Origin of the sequence: Streptococcus mitis, assembly GCF_946190375.1 — a bacterium.
Classification (GTDB): domain Bacteria; phylum Bacillota; class Bacilli; order Lactobacillales; family Streptococcaceae; genus Streptococcus; species Streptococcus mitis_CJ.
This window is the reverse complement of the sequence record NZ_CAMIAF010000050.1, coordinates 1-476: the sequence shown is the minus strand read 5'-3', so window position 1 is coordinate 476 and position 476 is coordinate 1. Positions and strand designations below refer to the sequence as shown.

At 30.0% G+C, this 476-nt stretch carries 1 protein-coding gene; it reads right to left on the bottom strand.

The annotated features are described in order from the left end of the window. Nucleotides 1–476: tyrosine-type recombinase/integrase (locus N8M09_RS10910; protein ID WP_261065199.1), on the bottom strand; the 476-nt coding region annotated here is incomplete at both ends.

Here is a 476-nt window from a genome sequence, read left to right as displayed (position 1 = left end):
TCAGAATGAATCGCTGATACAGGATTAAAAGAACTAAGTATTTCTTTTTGTTTTGAATGAGATACGTGAGTATAGATTTGTGTGATTGATATAGAACTGTGTCCAAGAATTTGTTGAATGTATCGAATATCTACATCATTATCTAGAAGCATTGTCGCAAAGCTATGTCTAAACATATGTGGTGTAATAGTTTTAGATAAGCTATTTTGTTCAACGATTCTCTTTATAACTAAACGTACACTTTGCTCTGACAATGGTTTAAGAGAATGTTTCCCTGGAAACAAGAAATCATTTGATTCATTTCTTGTTTTATTTATATATGTTTCTAATAAATTGAATGTTTTTTGATCTCCTAAAAATAGGATACGTTCTTTCTTACCCTTTCCTATAATATGGAGTGTCTTATTGGAAAGATTAATATCTTTGAGATGAATGTGGCAAAGTTCAGAAATTCTGATGCCTGTTGAAAGTAAAAG